A 21200-nucleotide genomic window follows, 5' to 3' on the forward strand; every position below is an offset into this window, starting at 1 on the left:
GATGCGTCAAGCCGCCTTCTTCGCGGAGCCGAGATGCGCAACGCGCGGCATCACCTCGTTCTTGAGCAGCGAGAGCGAGTGGTGCCAGGCTTCCGGCTTGTGCTTGTAGTCGAAGCCGAACACGCAGAGCACGCCGAAGCCGCCGACCTCGTCGTAGATCTTCTCGATCTTCTCGGCGACCGTCGCCGGCGAGCCGACGATCCAGTTCCGCTTGGCGCAATATTCGACGGTGACATCGCTGTCGGGCACGTCGGGCGCGTGCTTCAGATAGTCCTTGAAGCCGAAATGGCCGAGCAGCGGCAGGAAGTACTCGCTCATCATCCGGCCCATCATGTCGCCGGTCGAGAGCCTCCACGCCTCCTCGTCGGTGTCGGCGACGAACACCTCGCGCACGAGGCGCCAGTCGGCACGGTTCGGCTTGCGCCCGGTCTTGGCGGCGCCGATCTCGACCGAGTCCCAGTGGCTGCCGACATAGGCCGGGTTGAGGTTGAGGCTCATCGGAATGAAGCCGCGCTCGCCGGCAAGCTTCAGCGTGTCCGAGTTCTTCGAAAGCCCGGCGACTCCGATCGGCGGATGCGGCGCCTGCAGCGGCTTGATGTGGGGCTTGAGGAAGTCGAACATCGTGTCCGGCTTGGTCACCGTCCAGAACTTGCCCTTGTAGGTCCAGGGCGCGGGATCGCTCCACATCTTCAGGATGATCTCGAGCGCCTCACGGGTCATGTCGCGGTTCTGCCCGCTCATGCCGTCGACGTTGAACATTGCCCAGTCGCTCGGCAGGCCGCTCGCGGCGACGCCGAAATTGAGCCTTCCCTCGGAGAGATGGTCGAGCATCGCGACGCGGTTGGCGAGCTCGGCAGGGTGGTGATAGGGCAAAAGGAAGCCGCCCGGTCCGATGCGCAGCTTCTTGGTCTGCATCAAGGCCTGCGCGATCAAGAGGTCCGGCGTGGGATTGGGTTCCCAGGGCGCGGTGTGGTGCTCGCCGATCCAGGCCTCCTGATAGCCGAGCTCGTCGAGCCAGCGCAGGACCTGCAGGTCCCAATCATGTCCTTCCTTCAGGCCGCACTCCGGCGGATGCGAAGGCATCGTGAAATAGCCGATCTCCATGGGTTTCCTCTCCATAATTGACGCGTCTTGTCGCGCGGTTCACGGATGTGAGTGGGAGAGCTTCAGCAAGCGGTGTGCCAGCGCGAGACGTGTCCGAACTTGCGAGAAAGGGCTGGTTTGGAGCGGCAAGAGCCGATATCCCGGGGCAGATGTCCGCGTCGTCGTCTCATTGTCGCGAGACGGCGTCTCGGCCGTGAGACGAGGACAGTTTCGCATGACCGAACCCGCTTATGCCGCGGTGGACTGGGGCACCAGCAGCTTTCGCCTGTGGCTGGTCGATCGCGCCGGGGAGGTGCTGGCCCAGCGCCGCAGCGATGAGGGCATGCTGGCGGCGGCGAAGACCGGCTTTCCCGCCGTGCTGCGATCGCATCTTGCGGCAGTCGAAGCGCCGGATCATCTGCCGGTTCTCGTCTGCGGCATGGCTGGCGCCAGGACCGGCTGGGTCGAGGCCGGCTATGTCGACACGCCGGCGCCGCTCGCGGCCGTCCTGAAGCAGGCCGTGCGCGTGCCCGGCGAGGCGCGCGACATCCGCATCCTGCCCGGCATCGCGCAGCGCGATGCAGCCGCGCCGGATGTCATGCGCGGCGAGGAAACGCAGCTGCTCGGCGCGCTCGGCTTTGAAGTCGCGGGCGAGGCGCTGGTCTGCATGCCCGGCACGCATTCGAAATGGGTGCGCGCCAGGGGCGGCATCGTCGAGGGTTTCTCCACCTTCATGACCGGCGAGCTGTTCAGCGTGGTCTCGCGCGAGACCATTTTGTCGTTCGCGGTCGCCGGCGCCGACGAGGCCGAGGACGTCGCGAGCTTCAAGGCCGCCGTGAAAGCCGCCTATGCAGCGCCGGCCTTCGCCGCCAATCTCCTGTTCACGGCACGCTCGCGCCAGCTGCTGTTCGGCGGCACGCCGAGTGCCGCGCGCGAGACGTTGTCGGGCACGTTGATCGGCGTGGAGCTCGCGGCAGGGCTCTCCGGCGTCGTGCCGAGAGCGGGCGTCACCCTGATCGCATCGGGCCGGCTGGCCGCGCTGTACCGCCACGCTTTCGACGCCTTGTCAGTCACCGTGCAGCCGGTCGATGCGGATGAAGCCGTCCGCCGCGGCTTGTCGATGGCGGCTGCCGCGATCTGGACGAAGTCAAGGGATCTTTGAGATGAGCGTTGTCTTTCCGCCGATGAAGCGTCCGCTGGTTGCGATCCTGCGCGGCGTCAAGCCCGAGGAGACCGAAGCCATCGTCGGCGTCCTGATCGAGGCCGGCTTGACCGCGATCGAGATTCCCCTGAACTCGCCCGATCCGTTCCGCTCCATCGCAATGGCCGTGAAGCAGGCAGCTCCAGGCGTGCTGATCGGCGCCGGCACGGTGCTGACCACCGCGGATGTCGATCGTCTCAATGACGTCGGCGGCAGACTGATGGTCTCGCCGAACGTGGATACGCAGGTGCTCGCGCGTGCGCATCAATACGCCATGATCACGCTGCCCGGCGTGTTCTCGCCGACCGAGGCGCTGCTCGCCGCGCGCTCGGGCGCATCGGGCCTGAAATTCTTTCCGGCGAGCGTGCTCGGCGCCTCCGGCATCGCCGCGATCCGCGCCGTGCTGCCGGCTGGCGTGATGATCGCCGCGGTCGGCGGCGTCTCCGACCAGAACTTTGCCGAATACATCAAGGGCGGCGTCACCGCCTTCGGGCTTGGCTCCAGCCTCTACAAGCCCGGCATGAGCGCCGCCGACGTCGCATCGCGCGCGAAGGCGACGATCACCGCCTATGATCGGGCAATTGCGAAAGACTGATCCGTCAATAAACTAGCCGTGAACCTGTCATAGCCTATTGTGCCTCATATTGCCGCGATGCTGATGTTGATACATCGCGCAGTGTGACCGGCGCATCAGGAGACCGACATGGCGATCAACAACGTGGCCGATCTGTTCGTGGAAACGCTCGAGCAGGCCGGCGTCAAGCGCATCTACGGCATCGTCGGCGACAGCCTGAACGCCCTGACCGAGGCGCTGCGCCGCCGCGGCACGATCGAATGGGTCCATGTCCGCCACGAGGAGGTCGCCGCCTTCGCCGCCGCCGGCGAAGCCGAGATGACCGGCAGCCTTGCGGTGTGCGCCGGCTCCTGCGGCCCCGGCAACCTGCATCTGATCAACGGGCTGTTCGACGCCCATCGCAGCCGCGTTCCCGTGCTGGCGATCGCCGCGCAGATCCCGACTGCCGAGATCGGCGGCGGCTATTTCCAGGAGACGCATCCGCAGAACCTGTTCCGCGAATGCAGCCATTATTGCGAGCTGGTCTCCGATCCGAGCCAGCTTCCTTTCGTGCTGGAGAACGCGATCCGCGCGGCGGTGGGCCTGCGCGGTGTCGCGGTCGTCGCCATGCCCGGGGACGTCGCCTTCCGCAGCCCGCCGAAGCGCGCGCTGTCGACGACGCGCGGCCTCAGCGTGGCCGCGCCGAAGGTGGTGCCGCATGCCGATGAGCTGCGGGCGCTGGCCGATCTCCTCAACAGCGCCGACCGCGTCACCCTGTTCTGCGGCCGCGGCTGCGCCGGCGCGCATGCGCCGCTGATGCAGCTCGCCGAGACGCTGAAGAGCCCGATCGTGCATGCGCTCGGCGGCAAGGAGCATGTCGAATACGACAACCCCTACGACGTCGGCATGACCGGCTTCATCGGCTTCTCCTCCGGCTATGCCGCCATGCATGCCTGCGACACGCTGGTGATGCTCGGCACCGACTTTCCCTACAAGCAGTTCTTCCCTGTTGACGCGAAGGTCGCACAGGTCGACATCCGCCCCGAAAGTCTCGGACGGCGCTGCAAGATCGATCTCGGCCTCGTCGGCGACGTCAAGCTGACCATCGAGGCCCTGCTGCCGCTGCTGAAGGCGAAGGCGCAGCGCAAGCATCTCGACGATGCCGTTGCGCATTACAAGAAGGCGCGAGAGGGACTGGATTCACTGGCGAAGGGCACGCCTGGCAGCAAACCGATCCATCCGCAATATCTCGCGAAGGTGATCAGCGACCATGCCTCCGACGATGCGGTCTTCACCGCCGATGTCGGCACGCCGACGGTGTGGGCCGCACGCTATCTCGGCATGAACGGCCGTCGCCGGCTGATCGGCTCCTTCGTGCACGGCTCGATGGCCAATGCGATGCCGCAGGCGATCGGCGCGCAGGCCGCGCAGCCCGGCCGCCAGGTGATCTCGCTGTCGGGCGACGGCGGCTTCACCATGCTGATGGGCGATCTCATCACGCTGACGCAGGAGAAGCTGCCGGTGAAGGTGGTCGTCTTCAACAACGGCGTGCTCGGTTTCGTCGCGCTGGAGATGAAGGCCGCGGGCTTCGTCGACACCAATGTCGACCTGCAGAACCCTGATTTCGCGGCGATGGCGCGCGCGATGGGCATCTTTGCAAGGCGTGTCGAGGATCCCGGCGAGCTCCCCGGTGCCGTCAAGGAGATGCTGGCGCACGACGGGCCGGCGCTGCTCGACGTCGTCACCGCCAAGCAGGAGCTGTCGATGCCGCCGACCATCACGGCCGAGCAGGTCAAGGGCTTCAGCCTCTGGGTGCTGCGCGCGGTGATGAACGGCCGCGGCGACGAGGTGCTGGATCTTGCGAAGACGAACCTCTTGCCGCGTTAGCTGCGCTTCACCGACGGCGCGGGCAGCTGCTCGTGGCGGCGCTGGAAGCGCTGCCAGTGCAGCACGGCGCCGATCACCAGGGCCGGCAGGAAGCCGAGCACGATCAGGAAATGCGGCAGCTGCGTCGGTGAGACGAAGGCGATGGCGATGTCCGAGATCAGCCACAGCGCCGCGAAGATCACCGCGAAGTCGGTGCGCGGGCAGCGCAGGTAATAGAACACGGCGGTGATGACGATCGCGGGGCCGATTGCCACCGCGATCATGATCGCGGTCAGCTCCTTCGGCGTCAACGCGTCGAGCATCATCGAGGCCAGCAGCCACAGCGCGGCGAACATGGCAACGATGTCGAGCGGATGCCGCAATCCAATACCTCTCGCGGAGACGTACTATCGTTGTGGCCGGAGCCGCGGCCGTCAAGTCAAAATGCGCTCATTCCTCGTCATGTCCCGGCGTCGGGCGCAGCATGAAATGACCGAAAGCGGTGGCGATCGGCTTGTCCGCATCGTCCTGCCAGGCGCGCGCCTCGAAGGCGACGATGCGGCGGCCCTGCTTCACGATCGAGACGTCGGCGAACGTGTCGAGCGCGCGGCCGGAGCGCAAATAGTTGACGGTGAGCCCAATCGGCTTGGGCGGCGCGGCCGTGGCGAGCTCGCGCCCGACGCCGATGACGGCGGTGGTTTCGAGGAAGGCCCCGGTCATGCCGCCATGGATCGCGGGCAGGATCGGATTGCCGATGATCTTTGGTGAGAACGGCATCGTCAGCGTGCCATCGTCGTTGACGCGGATGCCGAGCCAGCGCGCAAAGGGGCTGCGTGCGAACGGCCCAGCGGGATCCTCCGGCGCCTCCAGCGCCGGTATATCCAGCGCACTCATCCGGCGATCGGCGAGCATGTTGGTGCGGTTGGCGCCGACCATGAAGCAGGCGGTCGCGGTCGCCACCGGATCGTCCTCGGATTCCTGATAGGCGGTGGAGCGCACGAAAGCGATCGAGCGCGTGGTGCGGTAGCAGACCGAATGCGCCTTGATGTCGAGGCCGGGCGTCGCCGGCTTCTGGTAGTCGATGCGCAGGTCGAGCGTCGCGATCGCGCGGGTGCCGTCGAGCGCAAGCTGCACGGCCATGCCGCAGCTCTCGTCCAGCATCGCGGTGACGACGCCGCCATGCAGCACGCCGGTCTCGGTGTCGCCGACGAAGACGGGACGATAGGGCAGGCTGGACCAGGCTTCGCTGGGCGCGAAGCGGTCGAGCTGGAGCCCGCTGATGTGGCCGTAGTCGGAGCGGCGGCCCTTGATCGCCTCCGCGAGTTCCTCGAAGGCAAGCGTGGTTGGTGTGGTGCTCATGGGGAGGTTCTAGACCAGTCGGGCGCCGCGCAAAACCCCGGATAGGTCCCGCGCGGGCCGGTTTGGCCTCGACAGGGCGGACCGAAGCGCCGATGGTGGGCGCTTCGTTCGTCGACGAACTGCAAGGAGCGCCCATGGCCGACCCCGAAACGCCCGCCGCCAATCAGGGGCCCGTCATCATTTCGAGCTCCAGCTCGGAGCGGGCGCCGATCATCTATTTCGACGGCGCGTCGTGCTTCGGCCATCACAACGGCGCGATCCAGATCGAGCTCGCCGCCAACCTGTTGATGCCGGTCGGTGCCGCCGTCAGGGTCGACGTGGTCCAGACCGCGCATCTGCGCTGCAGCGTCGCCGCCGCGCTGGCATTGCGCGAAGCCCTCGACAAGGCGCTGGCGATGTACCAGCAGGGCCAGCAGCAACCGCCGGCGGAGGACATCCCGGCAGTGAAGAACTGAGATCTCGCTTTTGGGAGATCGTGTTCGGCCCTCATGGTTCGAGACTTCCGCGAACCCGTCATCGGGCCACGGCACGCGACGGGACATCGAGAGCGTGCAGCATGGCAAGGCCACTACCGTTGCCTCCCGGCCTGCGCTAGTCTCGCGGCAAGACACGCGGACTGGAGAATTCTCATGGCGGATGCGGAAGGCAGATCTGTCGCGCCAGCCTGGCTCACGTCTCCCTTGGTGCTGGCCGTGGTCGGCCTGATCGGAACGGGTACCGGCGCCGTCCTGCAAGGTTTCTGGAATACCAGGCTCGAGCGCGAGAAGTTCGAGTTTTCCCTGATCGCGAAGGCGTTGACAGCCCCCACCAAGGACGAGGCCGCACAAAATCTCAAATTCCTGGTCGAGGCAGGGCTGATCAACCAGTTCAACTCGGAGAAGATCGCCAAGCTGGCGGCCAATCCGAAAACGCTCCCCAGCTTCCTCGGCGTGCCCGGGTTTGTACCGGTGCGGCAGGGCAAGACGATCTTGTCACGTATCGGCACCTATCAAGGTGCGATCGACGACGAGGCGAACGAAGCCTATTTCAAAGCGATCGTCGACTTTCAAACCGCGCAGAACCTGACGCCCGACGGAATGATCGGGGCCCAGACATACGACCGGATGAAGAGCGAATACACGAAGGCGACCGGCACCTGGCCGCCGACCGAGAGTCCCAAGCCGAAGCCCTGATCGGGCCTCCGCTCACCCGTTCATCACATGCACCTTCGGCTTCTTGCCGCCGTTCCACTTGCCGTCGAGCGCGCGCTCGATCTGGGCGGCGAGTTGCAGCAAGAGGCCGTCATTGGCCTGCTTGGCGATGGCCTGGATGCCGAGCGGCAGGCCGTGGTCCTGGCTCGCCATCGGCATCGAGATTGCGGGCATGCCGCAGAGATTGGCGAGCGGGGTGAAGGCGAAGAAGCGCCAGAGATTGCCGAACCAGTCGAGCACATCGGGATTGTCGGAGATGGTGAGATATTCCCTGGTGCCGACCTTGGGCGTCGGCAGCGCGGTGATCGGCGTCAGGATCACGTCCCACTGCTCGAAGAAGGCGCCGAAGCCACGCGAGGTGGTGTTGAACACGCCCTGCATCTTCGCGCGCTCGGCGAATGTCGTGTGCCGGCCGGCTTCCCAGATCCGGATGTTCATCGGCTCGATCAGGTCTTCGGGCGGCTTTTCCAGCCCGCGCGCGGCGAGCATGTTGGAGATCACCACTGCGAAGTTCGAGATGTAGCACATCGTCTGTGCCTCGAACGCGGCGCGGAAATCCAGCTCCGGCAGCGCGTAGTCGACATGATGGCCGAGGCCTTCGAGGAAGCGGCCGGTCTTCTCCAGCTCGGCTGCGAGTTCAGGCGTCGCGGTGTAGTCGCCCCAGGTGTGAGACAACGCGATGCGCAGCTTGCCCGGATCGCGCTTGATCATCTCCGAATAAGGCTGCGCCGTGGTCCAGAACGGCATGAACTCGCCGGGCGCAGGGCCGCGGGCGTGATCGACGAAGGCGGCGGTGTCGCGCACGCTGCGCGACTGGCAGCCCTGGATCGAGACGAGGCCGGTAAGGTCGGACATGTGGGGCGCGAGCGAGAACACGCCGCGCGAGACCTTCAATCCGATATTGCCGTTGACGCCGGCGGGAATGCGGATCGAGCCGCCGCCATCGGTGGCATGCGCGATCGGCACCACGCCGGCGGCGACCATCGCCGCGCTGCCCGCCGACGAGCCGCAGGTGGTGTAGTCGGTATTCCAGGGATTGCGGGTGACGTACACGGCGGGATTGTCGGCCGAAGAGCACACGCCGAATTCCGGCGTCGTGGTGCGTCCGATCAGGTTGAGCCCCGCCTGGCGGAATTTACCGGTGAGGAAGGTATCGGCCGCGGCGCGGTTGCCGCGCATCAAGAGCGAGCCCATCTCCTGCAGCCGGCCTTTCATGGTCGGCCCGAGATCCTTCATCAGGAACGGCAGGCCGGCGAAGGGACCTGCGAGATTGGCGCCGTCCTTGGCGGGATCGGCGATCACGTCCTCGAACAGCTCGACCACGCCCGACAGCGCCGGATTGACCTTGGCGACGCCGGCGGCGGCCTGCCGCGCCAGCTCCTTCGCCGTCAGCTCGCCCTTGCGGACCCGTCCCGCCAGCGCGACGCCATCGTGCTGCGCCCATTCCGTCCAGCTCATCGGCAAAGTCATGAAGTCAAATCCCTTGAGGTGCGGCGTCAGCTTTTGAGCAAGGTCCCGCGTGAATCAACTGAGCCGGCACGAGGGGCAGGGTTGCGCCGGGCGGAGAGGTCGGCGTCATTAGAACAGTCGCGCGATCGCCGCAACCGGGCCGCCGCCGGCCGGCCCCTGATGCTCGGCGCCGCCGGAGACATAGACCATTCCGGTGCCGGCAAGGCCCGCGATCAGGCCGCCGACCGCAGCGCGGGCATGACGTGTCGAGCTGATGTCGGTATCTTCCAGCATGGTGTGACGGAAGCCGCGCACGCTGCCATCGGGCGAAGCCTCGGCCTTGGCGAAGATGTTGACGAGCTCGCGGCCCGCTTTTGCCTGCGGCGCGACCTCGAGCCCGACGCTCTGCAATGCCGAGACCACCGCGGGCGCGTCGATCGCGTCGTTCATCACGGCATGCCCGATCTCGAACGCGCTGGCTGAAGTGTCCGAATTGCCGAGCACGATGACGACGTTATGCATCAGCTCGATTCCGGACGAGGTCGAGGCGACCTTCGAGAACAGATCATGGCGCCGCAGCACGTCCTCGTCGCGGATGTCGGATGTGACCTCGCCGAGCGCGACCGCAACCCCGAGCGCGGAGGCGCCGCGCGAATAGGCCATCGAGCTGTAAGAGCTGGTCGTCGCGGTCTTGTTGCCGCGCGCGGCCGCCGCCTCGACGCGCTCGCTGGTGAGCAGCGGGCACTTGATCTGCACGAAATGGACGTCGGCGGGATCGCTGATGCCGGCATCCGCCATCGCGGCCTTCACGGCCTTGGCGGTCTCGGCGATCTGCGCCGAGCGGCCAAGCTCTTCAGGTAGGAAATCCCGGGTCTGCGCCATGCCGATGCTCAGGCGCTTGCCTGAGATGCCGGGCGGACTACGGATCTCCGCGCGGGTAAACACCGTGATGTGCGGGCTGAGCACGCCCTCGGTGCCGCCCGACATCACGAACGCAATGCGCTGCTCGACCTCATGTGGCGTCAGGCCGAGCTTCGGCGCGAGGGCAGTGCACAGCGCCGCAACGGCATATTCCCGCGTGAAGTCGTTGACGCCGCCATTGCCCTCGGTCTTGCCGAGGATCGCCAGGATTGCGGCTGGATCGATCGCGCCTGAAACGATCAGGCTGATGAGGCCGGAGACGTCGCCAGGGCCCTTGGTGGCGACCTTGAAGACGCCGACCGATGTTGATCGCATAAGAGAGTCCCCGTGGAAGGTTCGGTGGTCCGGCAGGGCTACCAGCCGTGGAAGCGGAGTGGATGTCAAGACGCAACAGTCTAGGTCATTCCGGCGCGCGCGAAGCGCGAGCCCGAAATCCATCGAGCAGCGCGCTATGCGGTCAAATGGATTCGGGGCTCGCGCCGAGTGGCGTGCCCCGGAATGACGGCAAAGACGATGGTCGCCGACGTCCCTGTTTCGCGGGCCTGTCAATCGCGCCCACCAAAAATATTCCACTTTACCGAAATTCGGTTTCGGCGTATGTGTTGCCCATCCTGATCCGGCGAAAGGGGCGGTCGTACGTCGCAACGAGCCGCGGATCGGGGAGCGGTGGACGCTATCAGCGTCGTGCACGGGAGGCGGGAGCAGGGCGGGATGAACCCCGTGAGCTCAAGGCTTCGTGCGGACGAACGGCGCTGAAGCGTACGGCCAAATCGCGTGGTCCTGGCTGTCGTTGCTACAGCCAAGCCCTGCGGAGGTGCGCCGAGCCCGACCGGGCAAAGCGCGCCGTCAATTCGCGGGGTGACGGAGGCAAGCAGGAACTCGTCTCCGGGGAGAGCGCGCCATACGCCGTCAAACATCGCGCAGGGAAGGCCGGATGTTGCGGCTGCCCTGTGTCTCCCTCGTGCATTGCGTGTGCAATGTTTTCGCACGGGGGTCTTGCGGGTGCCAGCCGGCGCCCGGCCTTCCCTGCGCCCTTTCTGTTAGAGGGCGCGAAGAGGAGAGCAAAACTCGGGCGGAAGCGCCGCGAGAAGGTGAAGGCATATCTGCGAGTCACAACCTCCGACTTCGTAGGATGGACAAAGCGCAGCGTGCCCACGCACCTGTTGCTCATGGAGGGAGATCGTGGGCACGGCGCAAGCGCGCCTCGCCCACCCTCCGGCACCGTGTCCGCCGCAAACATTCGGTCATTGCGCGTTTGACGCGGGCGATCCAGCCATCCGGGACATCGTGGTAGCATCATGTCGACGGCGATCATTCCATCAAGCCCGACAAACGGGCGGGCGTGCAAACGGCACCGGCGGGCATGACGTCTGCGCAGGCTGCGAGAAGCCTTTCGATCTTGCGCGCCCTCTCGGCCTGTCCTACGCAGTCTCCGAATATAGACGCATCGCCAGATCCCTGAGGGAGCCGACATGACCATCCGCAACACCCGCACCGGGGGCCAGATCCTGATCGATCAGCTCGTCGCCCAAGGCGTCGAGCGCGTCACCTGCGTGCCGGGCGAGAGCTATCTGGCGGCGCTCGATGCGCTGCATGACAGCCCGATCGACGTCGTGATCTGCCGTGCCGAAGGCGGTGCTGCCATGATGGCGGAAGCCTATGGCAAGCTCACGGGACGGCCCGGTGTCTGCTTCGTCACCCGCGGCCCCGGCGCCACCAATGCCAGCCATGGCGTCCACATCGCGATGCAGGATTCGACGCCGATGATCCTGTTCGTCGGCCAGGTCGACACCGGCATGCGCGAGCGCGAGGCGTTCCAGGAGCTCGACTACAAGGCTGTGTTCGGCTCCATGGCGAAATGGGCGGTCGAGATCGATCGTCCCGACCGCATCCCTGAGCTGGTGGCGCGCGCCTTCCGCGTCGCCATGCAGGGCCGTCCCGGTCCCGTCGTGATCGCGCTGCCGGAGAACATGCTGACCGAGACCGCCGCCGTTGCCGACGCTATGCGCATCGAGCCGGCGGTGAGCTGGCCCGCGCCTTCCGATATCGAGAAGCTCGGCACCATGCTCGCGGGCGCCAAGGCGCCGCTCGTCATCCTCGGCGGCTCGCGCTGGACCGATGAGGCGACCAAGAGCATCGCGCGCTTTGCCGAGCGCTTCGACCTGCCGGTCGCGACGTCGTTCCGCCGGGCCTCGCTGATCGACGCCGACCATTCGCACTATGCCGGCGATCTCGGCATCGGGCCGAGCCCGGGCCTGAAGGCGCGCATCGACAATGCCGATGTCATCCTGCTGATCGGCGGCCGCATGTCGGAGATGCCGTCCTCGTCCTATACGCTGCTCGACATCCCCAATCCGAAGCAGAAGCTCGTTCACGTTCACCCCGGCTCCGAAGAGCTCGGCCGCATCTATCAGCCCGATCTGGCGATCCAGGCGACGCCCGCCGCGTTCGCCGCCGCCGTCGAGACGTTGAAGCCTTCCGGCGCCGTTGCCTGGAAGGGTGAGGCCGCCAAGGCCCATGCCGATTATCTCGCCTGGACCGACAAGGCGCGCGAGCTGCCGGGCACGTTCCAGTACGGCCAGGTCATGACCTGGCTGCGCGACCGGCTGCCGAAGGACGCGATCGTCTGCAACGGTGCCGGCAATTATGCCGGCTGGATCCATCGCCATCACCGCTTCCACAGTTTCGCGGCGCAGCTCGCGCCGACCTCGGGCTCAATGGGTTACGGCGTGCCTGCGGGCGTGCTGGCCAAGCGGCAATATCCGGATCGCGTCGTCGTCGCCTTCGCCGGCGACGGCTGCTTCCTGATGAACGGCCAGGAGTTCGCGACCGCCGTGCAATACGACGCGCCGCTGGTCGTCATCGTCGTCGACAATTCGCAATACGGCACCATCCGCATGCATCAGGAGCGTGATTATCCCGGCCGCGTCGTCGGCACCCAGCTCAAGAACCCGGACTTTGCGATGTACGCCAAGGCGTTCGGCGGTCATGGCGAGCGCGTCGAACGCACCGAAGAGTTCGCACCCGCTTTCGAGCGCGCGCTGGCCTCGGGCAAGCCGGCGATCCTCCATTGCATCATCGACCCGCGCGCGATCTCTGTCGGCAAGGATTTCACGCCCGCGGTGAAGGCGTAGGGCGATGGCGACCGGCCGCCACGTTGCGATCATCGGAGCCGGCGCGGTCGGGGTCATCAGCGCCATCGAGGCGCTGCGCGAGGGTCATCGCGTCACGCTGATCGATCCCGGCGAGCCCGGCGGCGAACAGGCGGCGAGCTACGGCAATGCCGGCTGGCTCTCCTCGCATTCGGTGATTCCTCCGGCCGAGCCGGGCATCTGGAAGAAGGTGCCGGGTTATCTGATGGACCCGCTCGGTCCGCTCGCGATCCGCTGGTCTTATCTGCCGAAGGCGCTGCCCTGGCTGATCAGGTACCTGCTCTCGGGCTGGACCCCCGCGCGCGTCGAGAAGACAGCGTTTGCGCTGCGCGATCTCCTGAAGGACGCGCCGCTGCTGCATCGGAAGCTCGCGGAAGAGGCTGGCGTCCCCGAATTGATCGAGCGCAACGGTGTGATGCACGTGTTTCCCTCGCGCGGCAATTTCGACAACGATCTCGGCTGGCGCCTGCGCAAGAAGGTCGGCGTCGAATGGCTGGAGCTCAACGCCGACGAGATGCGCCAGCGTGAGCCGGACCTGCATCCGCGCTACACCTTTGGCGTCGTGGTGGAGGAGGCCGGGCGCTGTCGCGATCCCGGCGCCTATGTCGCGGCGCTCGCCAATCATGCCATTGCCAGTGGCGTCACACATGTGCGGGCCAAGGCGACCGGCTTGAGGCTGAGCGGCGACAAGCTCGTCGCCGTCGTCACCGAGACCGGCGAGATCGCCTGCGATGCCGCCGTGGTTGCCGCCGGTGCCCGCTCGAAGCAGCTCACGGCATCGGTCGGCGATCCCCTGCCGCTGGAGACCGAGCGCGGCTATCACGTCATGATCGAGAATCCGGAAGTCGGCCCGCGCAGCTCGATGATGGCCTCCGACGCCAAGATGGTGGTGAACTGGACCAACAAGGGCCTGCGCGCGGCCGGCACGGTCGAGATCGCGGGTCTCGAGGCGGCACCGAACTGGAAACGCGCCGAGATCCTGCGTGACCATCTCATCGGCATGTTTCCGAAACTGCCGAAGGACATTCCCGCCTCGCGCATAAAAGCCTGGTTCGGGCATCGGCCGAGCATGCCGGACGGACGTCCCTGCATCGGCTATGCGCGCGCCTCGCGCGATATCGTCTATGCTTTCGGCCACGGCCATGTCGGCCTGGTCGGCTCGGCCCGTACCGGCCGGCTCGTCGCGCAGCTCCTCAGCGGCAAGCAGCCCGAGATTCCGCTTCTGCCCTTCGCGCCCGAACGTTTCCTCTGAGATCGCAGCATGACCAGCTCAGCCCATTCGCCCTCCCGCATCGCCCGTGGCGGCAAGGCCATCTATGGTGCGCCGCTCGGCATTTTGATGCTGGAAGCGCGCTTCCCCCGCATTCCCGGTGACATGGGCAACGGCACGACCTGGCCGTTCCCCGTGCTCTATCGCGTGGTGAGCGGCGCCTCGCCCGAGAAGGTGGTGCTGAAGGGCGCGGCGGGACTGCTGCCTGATTTCATCGATGCGGCCAAGGATCTGGTGCGGCTCGGCGCCGAGGCCATCACCACCAATTGCGGCTTCCTCTCGCTGTTCCAGAAGGAGATCGCAGCGGCCGTCGGCGTGCCCGTCGCGACCTCGTCGCTGATGCAGGTGCCATGGGTGCAGGCAACTCTGCCGCCGGGCAAGCGCGTCGGCCTCGTCACGGTGTCGGGCTCGACCTTGACGCCGGCCCATCTGGAAGGTGCCGGCGTGCCGCTCGACACGCCGCTGGTCGGCACCGAGAACGGCAAGGAGTTTTTCCGCGTCCTGATCAAGGCCGAGAAGGACGACATGGACATCGCGCAGGCCGAGCGTGACGTGGTCGAGGCCGGCAAGCAGCTCGTCGCCAAGAATCCCGACGTCGGCGCGATCGTGCTTGAATGCACCAACATGCCGCCCTACGCGGCCGCGCTCCAGGCCGAGGTGGGGCTGCCGGTTTACGACATCTATTCCATGATCACCTGGTTTCATGCCGGACTGCGCCCGCGCGTGTTTGCGTGAACGCGTCCATGAGATCGTCACAAGTCCTGGAGCGAACCCATGAAACTATCCGGTAAGGTTGCCGCCATCACCGGCGCGGCACGCGGCATCGGCAAGGCCTGCGCGAAGAGATTGCTCGATGACGGCGTCAAGGTCGTGATCTCGGACGTCGATGCCGAGGGCCTCGCCGCGACGGCCGCCGAGCTCGGGCGTCCCGATGCCTTGCGCACCGTCGTCGGCAATGTCGCCAAGCGTGCTGATGTCGATGAGCTCGTTGCCACCGCCGTGAAGGAGTTCGGCCGGCTCGACATCATGGTCAACAATGCCGGCGTCGCCCGCAACCGGGACATCCTGGACATCACCGAAGAGGAATTCGACGAGATCATCGGCATCAATCTGAAAGGCGCGTTCTTCGGTGTGCAGGCCGCCGCCAGGCAGATGATCGCGCAAGGCGGCGGCGGGGTCATCATCAACATGTCCTCGGTGAACGCGCTGCTGGCGATTCCGGCGCTGGCGACCTATGCGATGTCCAAGGGCGGCATGAAGCAGCTCACATCAGTGGCCGCCGTCGCGCTCGCCCCCCACAACATCCGCGTCGTCGCGGTCGGGCCGGGCACGATCCTGACCGATATGGTGGCGTCGTCCATCTACACCTCCGAGGATGCCCGCAGGACCGTGATGTCGCGTACGCCGGCCGGCCGCGGCGGCGAGCCGAGCGAGGTGGCGTCGGTCGTCGCTTTCCTCGCCAGCGACGATGCGTCCTACATCACGGGGCAGACGATCTATCCGGATGGCGGCCGGCTGATCCTGAACTACACGGTGCCGGTGAAGGAGAAGTAGGGCGCTCACTCCGCCGCGACCGTCATCCCGTGACCCAGCCGCTTCGAGATCCCGCCGGCGCAGTCCCGCAAGGCGTGCGCGATCGGGCTGTCCCAGCGCGCGTCGAACGTGCCTTCGGGCCCCATCGCAGTGATGACCAGCGCGACATGGCCGGAATGGTCGAACACCGGGGCCGAGAACGCGTTGACGCCGGGCAGGGGATCGCCGAGCGCGCGGGCGAGGCCGTGCTTGCGGGCCTCGTCGAGCATCTCGGCGAGCTTGGCGCCCTTCACGGTGCGCCTCGGATTGTAGCCGACGCCGTGACGGTCGAGGCCGCCCTCGAGCGCGGCGTTGATCGTCTTTTCCGGCAGGAAGGCCGCAAAGGCCCGGCCCGTCGCGGTCTCCAGCAGCGCCATCACCGAGCCGGCGCGCATGACGATGTGGACGGGTTGAGCCGGCTCTTCGAGTTGCACCACGGTCGGGCCGTGCGTGCCCCAGACCGCGAGAGACACTGCATGTCCGATCTGGCTCGCGAGCGCGGCGATCTTCGGCCTTGCGATGCGCACGCCGGAGAGCCGGCGCAGGCTGATGAGGCCGAGCTCCAGCGCCAGCGCGCCGATCTCGTAGCGGCCGGTGGTCTCGTCCTGCTCGATCAGCCCGATGCGCGAGAAGCTGGCGAGATAGGGGTGCGCCTTGGCCGGCGTCATGCCGGCCTCGCGCGCGAGATCGCGCAGCATCATCGGCTCGCCGCACCTTGCAAGCGCGCGAAGCAGTTCTCCGCCGACCTCGATCGACTGGATGCCGCGGCTTTCCCTCTTCATGCGCCTCCGATCGCGCTACGCCGCGTCGCGCTTGGCGGCGCTGTCGGCGAGATGACGGCCGGCAATGTAGCCGAAGGTCAGCGCCGGCCCAAGCGTGATGCCGGCGCCGGGGTAGTTGCCCCCCATGATGCTCGCCATGTCATTGCCGGCGGCATAGAGGCCGGGGATGACCCGGCCCTCGGCGTCCAGCGCCCGCGCATTCTCGTCGGTGACGATGCCGGCATAGGTGCCGAGATCGCCGATCACCATCTTGATGGCGTAGAACGGCCCGTTCTCGATCGGCGCGATGCAGGGATTGGGGCCGTGCATGGCGTCGCCCTGATAGCGGTTATAGGCCTTCGAGCCCTTGCCGAAGGCGGCATCGTGTCCGAGCGGCGCCGTCGCATTGAACTGCCTGACGGTCTCGGCGAACGCTTTCGCATCGATGCCGGCCTTCGCTGCCAGCGCCTCCAGCGTGTCGCCGCGCATGAGATAGCCGGTATCGAGGTGGTGACCGAGCGGCATCGGAAACGGCGGCACGCAACCGAGGCCGTATTTGCGCAGCGTCTTGTGATCGCAGACGAGATAGGCCGCGATCTCCTCGCCAGGCTTGGAGGCCTTGACCATGGCCTGGACGAAGTCGTGGTAGGAATTGCCCTCATTGGCAAAGCGCTTGCCGTCACGCATCACCGCGATCACGCCGGGCTTGGCGCGGTCGATGAAGTGCGGCATCACGCCCTTCGAGCCGTCCTTGCGCGTCGTCAGCGACACCGGCACCCAGGCCGCCGCGTTGGGCAGGCGATCCTCAACGTGGCCGCCGGCGGATTCTGCGAGCCGCAGACCGTCGCCGGTGTTGCCGGTCGGACCCGGTGAAAAATGCTCAACGCCGGTCGGCGCGTGCGGAAACATCCTTCGGCGCCGCTCGACGTCATGCGGAAAGCCGCCGCAGGCGAGCACGACGCCCTGGCGCGCCTTGACGCGGACGTCGCGTCCCTCGCGCGACACGATGGCGCCGGTGACGGTGCCGTTCTCGATCGTCAGCTCGCGCACCGGCGAAGACAGCCACATCGGAATCTTCAGGTCGAGCGCGGATTTGGCGAGGCGTCCGGCCAGCGCATTGCCGTTGGTCAGCGTCATGCCGCGGCCATGGCGCAGCACGTCCATGAGATGCCGCGACAGTCGCTTGGCGACGTAGACCGCCGACGTCAGCGACTTCGTCACCCGCATGAAATGGATGATCTCCTTGCCGGAGCCCAGCATCATGCCGAACACGGTGAGCTCGGGCAGGGGCATGCCGAGCGTCTTGACGAGGTCGCCGAGCTCGCGGCCGTCGAACGGGCGCGTCACCATGGAGCGGCCGCCCTGCGCGCCGCCGGGCGCTTCGGCATGATAGTCCGGGAATACCAGCGGCATGTCGAAGCGGAGCGCCGTCTTGGTGGTGAAGAAATCGACCGCCTCGGGGCCGGCGCTCAGGAACGCATCGACCCGCGCCGCGTCGTAATTGTTGCCGGCTTCGTGCCGCAGATACGTGCGGGCCTGGTCCGGCGTCTCCGCGATGCCGTAGGCCTTCGCCAGCGAAGTGCCGGGAATCCAGAGCCAGCCGCCGGAGCGCGCGGTGGTGCCGCCGAAGCGCGGCTCTTTCTCGACGATCAGCACGTCGAGGCCGCGATGGCGCGCGGTGATCGCGGCAGACATGCCGGAGCAACCCGATCCGGCCACGAGCACGTCGCACTCGTAAGTCTCAATTGCGCTATGCTCGTTGCCGGTCATCGTTCACCTCACTTCTTCAGGAGCGGGCATTTGGACTCGGAAACCGGACGGAAGGCGTCCTCGCCCTTCACCGTCTTGACGATATCCAGATAGTCCCACGCCTCCTTCGACTGCTCGGGCGACTTCACCTTGGCGAGATACATGTCGCGGATCACGCGGCCGTCCTCGCGCAGCTTGCCGCCGTGAACGAAGATATCCTCAATCGGCAGCTCGCGCATCTTGGCCATCACCTTGGCCGGATCGTCGGTGCCGGCGGCCTTGATGCCCTTCAGATAATGCAGCACCGAGCCGTAGACGCCGGTCTGGATCATGGTCGGCATCACCTTGGTGCGCTCGTAGAATTTTTTCGACCAGGCACGCGTCGCCTCGTCCATGTTCCAGTACGACGCCGTGGTCATGTAGGTGCCCTGCGCGGCCTTGAGGCCGACCGCGTGCACGTCGGTGTCGAACATCAGCAGGCCGACCAGCTTCTGGCCGCCCTGGACCAGGCCGAACTCGCCGGACTGCTTGATCGCGTTGTCGGTGTCCTGGCCGGCATTGGCGAAGGCGACGACGTCGGATTTCGAGCTCTGCGCCTGCAGCGCGAAGGAGGAGAAGTCCGCGGTGTTGGTCGGATGCTTGACGCCGCCGAGCACCTTGCCGCCCATCTCGTTGATGAAGCGCGTCGCGTCCTTCTCGAGCTGCTGGCCGAAGGCGTAGTCCGCGGTGATGAAGTACCAGGACTTTCCGCCTTCCTTGATCACGGCGGAGGCCGTCACCTTCGACAGCGCGTAGGTGTCGTAGGTGAAATGCACGGTGTTCGGGCTGCACAGCTCGTCGGTCAGCGAGCTCGCGCCGGGGCCGGACAGCAGAGCGATCTTGTTGCGCTCGCGCACCATGTTGTGCACGGCGATCGCGATGCCGGAATTGGGGATGTCGACGACGGCGTCGACCTTGCCGTTGTCGAACCAGCCGCGCACGATCTGCACGCCGACGTCGGTCTTCATCTGGTGGTCGGCGCTGATGATCTCGATCGGCTTGCCGAGCACGGTCGGCCCGAATTCCTCCACCGCCATCTTGGCCGCTTCGACGGAGCCAGGCCCCGAGTTGTCGCGGCCCCAGCTCGACAGATCCGTCAGCACGCCGATCCGCACCGCATCGTCGGAGACTTGCGCGCTCGCGAGTGTGGTTATGGCAGCCGACGTCATGGCCGCGAGCATGGCGCAGGCCAGAAGCCCTCTCATGGTTGTTTCCTCTCTGTTATTGGCCGCAAGGCGCGGCTGGTCACTCTGGAGGTAAATTAGATATAGGCGAATTAGTTTGTCAATAACGAATGGCGGGGACGGCAGCGGTTGACTCCAACACGTGTCCCGCGCCTGCGAGCAGCCCTCAAAATTTTTCGAACCGGCCCCTTGAAAGCGTTTTTCGGTTTTCTAAGTCGTTTTACGCCGCGAGAGCGGTGTGCCGGACGCCAGATCGGGTCCGGTACGGGCGCCGGGCCGGTCTTCGGACCCTGTCTGATACCCAGTCCTGCGCTCCTTCGTATCCATCTTGCTCTCAGGAGGACTTGGTTATGAGGACCAGTTTCGACTTCGCGCCCCTGTGGCGCTCCACCATCGGCTTCGATCATCTGGCCGACCTCGTCGACAGCACGCTGCGCCAGGCGACCGAGGACAATTATCCCCCCTACAACATCGAACGCTCCGGCGAGGACCACTACCGGATCAGCCTTGCGGTGGCGGGCTTCGGCTCCAGCGACATCACGGTGACGGCCGAACAGAACGCGCTCACGATCGAGGGCAGGAAACCCGAGACCGCCGCGCGGGAATATCTGTACCAGGGCATCGCCGCCCGGCCGTTCCGGCGCGTGTTCAACCTCGCCGACTATGTCCAGGTGAAGCAGGCGTCGTTCCAGGACGGTCTCCTGATCATCGACCTCGTCCGCGAGGTTCCGGAAGCGATGAAGCCGCGCAGGATCCCGATTGCGGGTGCCGCGCCTGCGGCGTCGCAGATCGAACAGAAGAAAGCGGCTTGAGCTTTCGAGCAAGCGAGATAGTGGAGCGCGGCGCGCGATGCGCGGGCCGCGCTTCCCCGATGCATGGAGGAGAGAGCCATGGGTTTTCGTGATCTCATTCCCTGGTCAGGGAAACAGGAGCTTGCGCCTGCGCGCGACAATTTCGATCCCTTCCTGACGCTTCATCGCGAGATGAACCGTCTGTTCGACGACGTCTTCCGCGGCTTCGGGCCGACCAGCCTGTCGCCGCTGATGGAGGGCCGCTTCGGCTGGCCGAAGGTGGAGCTCAGCGAAACCGACAAGACGCTGACCGTCTCGGCCGAGCTTCCCGGCCTCAGCGAGAAGGACGTCCAGGTCGAGATCGCCAATGGCGTGCTGACACTCCGCGGCGAGAAGAAGGCCGAGCGCAACGGCGAGGGCAGATACTTCACCGAGCGCTACTACGGCGCGTTCGAGCGGCAGATTCCGCTGGAGGGCGTCGAGGAGGACAAGGCCGAGGCCTCGTTCAAGAACGGCGTTCTGACCGTGTCGCTGCCGAAATCCGAGAAAGCGCGTGAAGGCGTCAAGCGCATCGCGATCAACACGCACTGACATCAAAAGGGACGGCGGCGGTCGGAGTCGCCGTCCCATCGTCAACAAGCCCGTCCCTTGGAAAGGAGCATGAGGGGAGGTCCAACAATGACCAACGTCAATTCCAATAGCGGCACTCTCAACCCGCTGTTTCATCCCGCCGCCCATTACGACTCGCCCGTCGAGGTCCTGAACGCGACGGAGCTCTCTCCGCCGGAGAAGCGGATCATCCTGTCGTCCTGGGCGTCCGACATGTACGCGGTCGAATCCTGTCCCGGATTGCGTGAGATTCCCGGGATGAGCCACACGGTCCGGCTCGCCGACATCCTGGCCGCGCTGCGCAAGCTCGACGGCGACAACGACGATGACGATCCGCCGCGCGGCGGCGGCGTGCCGATGCGGCTGCGGCGGCCCTGGGCCGCCGCAGAGGGGCGAAGCCCATGATGCTCACGCAGACTGTTCTGGGACTCGTGCTGCTCGGTCAGGCCTC

At 66.2% G+C, this 21200-nt stretch carries 20 protein-coding genes; 12 read left to right on the forward strand and 8 right to left on the reverse strand.

Annotated elements, in window-relative coordinates:
- Positions 1–6 precede the first annotated feature (6 nt).
- Positions 7–1104 (reverse strand): LLM class flavin-dependent oxidoreductase, encoded by a 1098-nt coding sequence (locus TSA1_RS22720; protein WP_174719025.1) that lies wholly within the window; start codon positions 1102–1104, stop codon positions 7–9.
- A gap of 214 nt (positions 1105–1318) precedes the next feature.
- Here TSA1_RS22720 and TSA1_RS22725 point away from each other — a divergent pair, with 214 nt between their 5' ends.
- The 3 genes from TSA1_RS22725 (at position 1319) to poxB (ending at position 4724) form a co-directional block, all read left to right on the forward strand.
- The gene (locus tag TSA1_RS22725) at positions 1319–2245 is read left to right on the forward strand and encodes a 2-dehydro-3-deoxygalactonokinase (RefSeq protein ID WP_100178275.1); all 927 of its coding nucleotides are present in this window, start codon (positions 1319–1321) and stop codon (positions 2243–2245) included.
- Position 2246: 1 nt separating this feature from the next.
- On the forward strand, positions 2247–2879 hold the full coding sequence (locus tag TSA1_RS22730; RefSeq protein ID WP_100178276.1) for a 2-dehydro-3-deoxy-6-phosphogalactonate aldolase: 633 nt from the start codon (positions 2247–2249) through the stop codon (positions 2877–2879).
- Between the two features lie 108 nt (positions 2880–2987).
- Positions 2988–4724 carry a ubiquinone-dependent pyruvate dehydrogenase gene (poxB, locus tag TSA1_RS22735; RefSeq protein WP_100178277.1) on the forward strand — a complete coding sequence of 579 codons (1737 nt, stop codon included), beginning with the start codon at positions 2988–2990 and terminating at the stop codon, positions 4722–4724.
- On the opposite strand, the gene TSA1_RS22740 is transcribed toward poxB, so the two are convergent.
- The gene (locus TSA1_RS22740; protein WP_174719026.1) at positions 4721–5086 is read right to left on the reverse strand and encodes a hypothetical protein; all 366 of its coding nucleotides are present in this window, start codon (positions 5084–5086) and stop codon (positions 4721–4723) included. The genes poxB and TSA1_RS22740 overlap by 4 nt on opposite strands.
- A 67-nt stretch (positions 5087–5153) precedes the next feature.
- The gene (locus TSA1_RS22745) at positions 5154–6062 is read right to left on the reverse strand and encodes a PaaI family thioesterase (RefSeq protein ID WP_100178278.1); all 909 of its coding nucleotides are present in this window, start codon (positions 6060–6062) and stop codon (positions 5154–5156) included.
- A gap of 134 nt (positions 6063–6196) precedes the next feature.
- On the opposite strand from TSA1_RS22745, the gene TSA1_RS39825 reads away from it, so the two are divergent.
- A complete protein-coding gene (locus tag TSA1_RS39825) occupies positions 6197–6517 on the forward strand; it encodes a hypothetical protein (protein WP_174719027.1) in 321 nt (106 codons plus the stop codon).
- A gap of 174 nt (positions 6518–6691) precedes the next feature.
- The gene (locus tag TSA1_RS22755) at positions 6692–7234 is read left to right on the forward strand and encodes a peptidoglycan-binding domain-containing protein (RefSeq protein ID WP_142252501.1); all 543 of its coding nucleotides are present in this window, start codon (positions 6692–6694) and stop codon (positions 7232–7234) included.
- Between the two features lie 12 nt (positions 7235–7246).
- Here the strand turns inward: TSA1_RS22755 and TSA1_RS22760 are convergent, their stop codons facing one another.
- Both TSA1_RS22760 and atzD read right to left on the reverse strand, forming a co-directional pair.
- The gene (locus TSA1_RS22760; RefSeq protein ID WP_174719028.1) at positions 7247–8722 is read right to left on the reverse strand and encodes an amidase; all 1476 of its coding nucleotides are present in this window, start codon (positions 8720–8722) and stop codon (positions 7247–7249) included.
- 108 nt (positions 8723–8830) lie between these two features.
- A complete protein-coding gene (gene atzD / locus TSA1_RS22765; RefSeq protein WP_100178281.1) occupies positions 8831–9937 on the reverse strand; it encodes a cyanuric acid amidohydrolase in 1107 nt (368 codons plus the stop codon).
- A gap of 1157 nt (positions 9938–11094) precedes the next feature.
- Here atzD and TSA1_RS22770 point away from each other — a divergent pair.
- From TSA1_RS22770 to TSA1_RS22785, 4 genes are read left to right on the forward strand one after another with little or no spacing between them, the layout of a single operon-like run.
- Complete coding sequence (locus tag TSA1_RS22770; RefSeq protein ID WP_100178282.1) at positions 11095–12756, forward strand: thiamine pyrophosphate-binding protein; 1662 nt, start codon at positions 11095–11097, stop codon at positions 12754–12756.
- Positions 12757–12760: 4 nt separating this feature from the next.
- Positions 12761–14026 (forward strand): NAD(P)/FAD-dependent oxidoreductase, encoded by a 1266-nt coding sequence (locus tag TSA1_RS22775; protein WP_100178283.1) that lies wholly within the window; start codon positions 12761–12763, stop codon positions 14024–14026.
- A gap of 9 nt (positions 14027–14035) precedes the next feature.
- A complete protein-coding gene (locus TSA1_RS22780) occupies positions 14036–14779 on the forward strand; it encodes an aspartate/glutamate racemase family protein (RefSeq protein ID WP_100178284.1) in 744 nt (247 codons plus the stop codon).
- A gap of 39 nt (positions 14780–14818) precedes the next feature.
- Positions 14819–15598, forward strand: coding sequence for an SDR family NAD(P)-dependent oxidoreductase (locus tag TSA1_RS22785; protein ID WP_100178285.1), 780 nt, complete (start codon positions 14819–14821; stop codon positions 15596–15598).
- 5 nt (positions 15599–15603) lie between these two features.
- Here the strand turns inward: TSA1_RS22785 and TSA1_RS22790 are convergent, their stop codons facing one another.
- From TSA1_RS22790 to TSA1_RS22800, 3 genes are read right to left on the reverse strand one after another with little or no spacing between them, the layout of a single operon-like run.
- The gene (locus TSA1_RS22790) at positions 15604–16398 is read right to left on the reverse strand and encodes an IclR family transcriptional regulator (RefSeq protein WP_100178286.1); all 795 of its coding nucleotides are present in this window, start codon (positions 16396–16398) and stop codon (positions 15604–15606) included.
- A 15-nt stretch (positions 16399–16413) separates the two neighbouring features.
- A complete protein-coding gene (locus TSA1_RS22795) occupies positions 16414–18147 on the reverse strand; it encodes an FAD-dependent oxidoreductase (RefSeq protein WP_100178287.1) in 1734 nt (577 codons plus the stop codon).
- Positions 18148–18155: 8 nt separating this feature from the next.
- Positions 18156–19370 carry an ABC transporter substrate-binding protein gene (locus TSA1_RS22800; RefSeq protein ID WP_100178288.1) on the reverse strand — a complete coding sequence of 405 codons (1215 nt, stop codon included), beginning with the start codon at positions 19368–19370 and terminating at the stop codon, positions 18156–18158.
- Positions 19371–19699: 329 nt separating this feature from the next.
- On the opposite strand from TSA1_RS22800, the gene TSA1_RS22805 reads away from it, so the two are divergent.
- From TSA1_RS22805 to TSA1_RS22815, 3 genes are all read left to right on the forward strand, one after another.
- Positions 19700–20161: an Hsp20 family protein gene (locus TSA1_RS22805; protein ID WP_100178289.1), complete on the forward strand. Its 462-nt coding sequence runs from the start codon at positions 19700–19702 to the stop codon at positions 20159–20161.
- A 78-nt stretch (positions 20162–20239) separates the two neighbouring features.
- Positions 20240–20731 (forward strand): Hsp20/alpha crystallin family protein, encoded by a 492-nt coding sequence (locus TSA1_RS22810; protein ID WP_100178290.1) that lies wholly within the window; start codon positions 20240–20242, stop codon positions 20729–20731.
- 87 nt (positions 20732–20818) lie between these two features.
- Positions 20819–21154 (forward strand): hypothetical protein, encoded by a 336-nt coding sequence (locus tag TSA1_RS22815; protein WP_100178291.1) that lies wholly within the window; start codon positions 20819–20821, stop codon positions 21152–21154.
- Positions 21155–21200: the final 46 nt, after the last annotated feature.

It is taken from the genome of Bradyrhizobium nitroreducens (assembly GCF_002776695.1).
In the GTDB taxonomy this organism is placed as follows: Bacteria; Pseudomonadota; Alphaproteobacteria; order Rhizobiales; family Xanthobacteraceae; genus Bradyrhizobium; species Bradyrhizobium nitroreducens.

Coding starts and splice junctions, on each gene's coding strand:
- TSA1_RS22720 (WP_174719025.1), bottom strand. CDS start 1,104: ATGGAGATCGGCTATTTCACGATGCCTTCGCATCCGCCGGAGTGCGGC.
- TSA1_RS22725 (WP_100178275.1), top strand. CDS start 1,319: ATGACCGAACCCGCTTATGCCGCGGTGGACTGGGGCACCAGCAGCTTT.
- TSA1_RS22730 (WP_100178276.1), top strand. CDS start 2,247: ATGAGCGTTGTCTTTCCGCCGATGAAGCGTCCGCTGGTTGCGATCCTG.
- poxB (WP_100178277.1), top strand. CDS start 2,988: ATGGCGATCAACAACGTGGCCGATCTGTTCGTGGAAACGCTCGAGCAG.
- TSA1_RS22745 (WP_100178278.1), bottom strand. CDS start 6,062: ATGAGCACCACACCAACCACGCTTGCCTTCGAGGAACTCGCGGAGGCG.
- TSA1_RS39825 (WP_174719027.1), top strand. CDS start 6,197: ATGGCCGACCCCGAAACGCCCGCCGCCAATCAGGGGCCCGTCATCATT.
- TSA1_RS22755 (WP_142252501.1), top strand. CDS start 6,692: ATGGCGGATGCGGAAGGCAGATCTGTCGCGCCAGCCTGGCTCACGTCT.
- TSA1_RS22760 (WP_174719028.1), bottom strand. CDS start 8,722: ATGACTTTGCCGATGAGCTGGACGGAATGGGCGCAGCACGATGGCGTC.
- atzD (WP_100178281.1), bottom strand. CDS start 9,937: ATGCGATCAACATCGGTCGGCGTCTTCAAGGTCGCCACCAAGGGCCCT.
- TSA1_RS22770 (WP_100178282.1), top strand. CDS start 11,095: ATGACCATCCGCAACACCCGCACCGGGGGCCAGATCCTGATCGATCAG.
- TSA1_RS22775 (WP_100178283.1), top strand. CDS start 12,761: ATGGCGACCGGCCGCCACGTTGCGATCATCGGAGCCGGCGCGGTCGGG.
- TSA1_RS22780 (WP_100178284.1), top strand. CDS start 14,036: ATGACCAGCTCAGCCCATTCGCCCTCCCGCATCGCCCGTGGCGGCAAG.
- TSA1_RS22785 (WP_100178285.1), top strand. CDS start 14,819: ATGAAACTATCCGGTAAGGTTGCCGCCATCACCGGCGCGGCACGCGGC.
- TSA1_RS22790 (WP_100178286.1), bottom strand. CDS start 16,398: ATGAAGAGGGAAAGCCGCGGCATCCAGTCGATCGAGGTCGGCGGAGAA.
- TSA1_RS22795 (WP_100178287.1), bottom strand. CDS start 18,147: ATGACCGGCAACGAGCATAGCGCAATTGAGACTTACGAGTGCGACGTG.
- TSA1_RS22800 (WP_100178288.1), bottom strand. CDS start 19,370: ATGAGAGGGCTTCTGGCCTGCGCCATGCTCGCGGCCATGACGTCGGCT.
- TSA1_RS22805 (WP_100178289.1), top strand. CDS start 19,700: ATGAGGACCAGTTTCGACTTCGCGCCCCTGTGGCGCTCCACCATCGGC.
- TSA1_RS22810 (WP_100178290.1), top strand. CDS start 20,240: ATGGGTTTTCGTGATCTCATTCCCTGGTCAGGGAAACAGGAGCTTGCG.
- TSA1_RS22815 (WP_100178291.1), top strand. CDS start 20,819: ATGACCAACGTCAATTCCAATAGCGGCACTCTCAACCCGCTGTTTCAT.